This is a genomic window from Pricia sp., assembly GCF_041745955.1.
Lineage (GTDB): Bacteria > Bacteroidota > Bacteroidia > Flavobacteriales > Flavobacteriaceae > Pricia.
Window position 1 is genome coordinate 1 of sequence record NZ_JBGTHY010000279.1, and the last position, 2,696, is coordinate 2,696.

The 2,696-nt window shown below is 42.5% G+C and carries 2 protein-coding genes; both read right to left on the reverse strand.

Going from position 1 to position 2,696, the window contains the following annotated elements; genetic code table 11:
- Nucleotides 1-66: 66 nt before the first annotated feature.
- The gene (locus ACEW8S_RS10255; RefSeq protein ID WP_373518059.1) at nt 67-960 is read right to left on the reverse strand and encodes an AraC family transcriptional regulator; all 894 of its coding nucleotides are present in this window, start codon (nt 958-960) and stop codon (nt 67-69) included.
- On the reverse strand, nt 945-2,696 hold a 1,752-nt coding region (locus tag ACEW8S_RS10260), incomplete at its 5' end, for an FG-GAP-like repeat-containing protein (protein WP_373518060.1). The genes ACEW8S_RS10255 and ACEW8S_RS10260, both read right to left, overlap by 16 nt.

Below are 2,696 nucleotides of genomic sequence, written 5' to 3' on the forward strand. Positions count from 1 at the left end.
CCAACCCGGTTTTTAATGATCCAGGCTTCGAATTTGTTTAGAATTTCAAGCTTAGGATTTAGAATTTTAATCACGAATAGGCATAAAGACTTCCGTTTCCCATAGCAGGTCGTCCCCACCCATGTTGGGGTTGTTATGGAAGATTTCCAAAGGTTTTTGGTTAATGGGGATATTGTTTTTTTTAGCATATTCGACCAAAGCGTACCAAGCCCTGTCGGAGGTGATATAGTTACCATTGTATACGGCGCGAATGGCAGCTTGCTTTTCAATTTGGATATACGACAGACCTTCTCTTTTGGGAAGGCTTTCTGATTTAATGACCGGGAAGCAAAAATTATAGTATATGCTGTCTTTTTGCATATTCCATTTTCCCACCTTAAGCAAGGGCGTACCGTCAAGAACGATATTTTTTTGCGCCATAATACTGCTCAATAGTGAATAATACTCCATCATACCACGTGCTTTTTGCCTTTGGGTGCCTTTTAAGGAGAAGCATGCGCAGTATTTAGAAGAAATCTCCTCTTTACCGGTAATAGTTACTTTAAAACTTTGAAGATGGTCTTTCAACACTGTTGTGAATTCTTTAACAGTTTTCTTGGTTCGTTTTTCAAAATCGGTTTCCGAAAAGGGTACGGCCAAGCGGTTGGCCAAACTGTGGTCGTCATCGGTAACAAAGACTTTCACTTTCGATATGGAATCGTTCTGCGATTCGATTTTCCAATGATAGGTGTACGTTGAATCATTGAATTTAATACGATGTTTAAGATTCAAAAGGTCGTTTTGGCCTAAAAATTCGTTGCCTTCAAGCTGATTGCCCCAGAATTTTATGGTCTGGCTGATAGTGCCAGGTAACGCTTTCACCTTGAATCTTACGACATAGTCGTGCGGTTTTAAGAAAAAGTACCAGAGTAAGAAAATTAAAAGAACAACCCCGAGAAACCGGCCTATTTTCTTTCCCATATATCATTTGTTTTGTCTTTAGGGTTTACTTTATACACCTGAGTGCTGTCGTTATTGATGGTCACCAGTAAATAGCTATGCTCATTGTAGTCGATAATGTTCAAGTGGCGCACAGAATTATGGCTGAGGTTCAAACCGATTCGGGATCCCAAAACCACATTGTTTTCAGCTATGATTAAGGCGCCGGGGAATGAATCGAAACGGCCTTGATAAGGCTTTACCCCGAAATAGTTGCCTGCGACCAGTACCTCTACTTTTCCATCACCATCAAAATCATGGGAAACGAACGCCATCAAAGGTGAAACTTGCAGCTCATTTTGAAACGGAACAAAGCTAAAATTGCCATTATCGTTTCTCAAAAAACCGGAACGTAACTCGTATGCCTCCAGTATTTTTGCTTGTTCAATGGATTTCTTATCCAAAATTTCATCAATCGACTTTCCGGCAAAAGAGGTATAGGTGTTAAATTTCCTTTTTAAGAATACCATTTGAGATGCCAATCCGTCTAAATTTTCCAGCGGATAATATTCCCCCTCTTTCTTGACTGCCGTAATCGTTTCGGACTGTCCGTTTTCGTCAAAATCATCGTAGTACATTTTGAGCGGTGATTTTTGGGAAGCCGTAAATTTGGAATTCGTTCCCCAGTTACCCAATAGGTAATCGATATCGCCGTCGCCATCGATATCAAAGGGAGCGATACTTTGCCATAGGCCGGTCAGGTCGCTCCCGATGGTTTCGGTTCTAACTAATTTTCCGTTCAGGTTCCTGAAAAAGACCGGTGCCATCCATTCGCCCACAACAATAAGATCATCTTGGCCGTCACCGTCGAAATCATTCCAAATGGCATCCGTGACCATACCCAGGTTTTGGAGATCTGCATTCTCAATGACCTCAAAAAGGCCTTCAGTATTTTTCAGGAGAAAGGAGTTCGGCAGTTTTCCAAAATCATTCGTAACCGCTTGATTGCCTACGAAAATATCGAGGTCACCGTCACCGTCAAAGTCGTTAGGTGCCATTATGGAAGCATTTTCGAAATTTTCGGGAAGCTGCCCCGCTACAAAAGTGCTGTCCCCTTGTATATAATAGGAATCCAACAAGGGTGGCATTTTATTATAAAAATCACCTCCTCCCGAACCTACCATCAAGTCGTTTTTGCCATCCCCGGTAAAATCTGCAATGGTGGCGCTAACATCCTCTTTGATGGAATCCTTGGCCATAGACGGGATGTCCTGTGGCGTAAACGTCGAGTCGTTCTGGACATAGACTTTTGCAGGATAAAATTTCGAGCCTCCAAAGAAGATATCCGTCTTGCCATCGTCGTTTAAATCGCCCAGAGCCGTCGCCGGACCGCGATCGGACAGTTGATAGGGAATCAATTTCTGCCGGTTGAAATCGGTGTAGTTATCCTCTTCATGCTTAAAATTGATACCTAGGTTGCCCACGATTCTTTTAAAAAGAGGTTGGGGCTTTGGCAGTAATGAGCCGTAGTCGAACGGCTTGGTGTTGCTAGGGGACAAGGTCATCGTTTGATTGGTTGCAACATCCCTTAAAACTTGATAGTTGCCATCAGGCCAGACTACTTTTAGGGAATCCACTGTGGTCGATTTTCCATAACCAAAATGGACAATAGGTTCCGACGACGCCTGAAAGCCTCGTACCGGGTATAATTCTTTGTACTGTAGTTTTCCATCTGAATATGAAAAGACCTTGGTTCCTAAACCAAATACATTCTCACC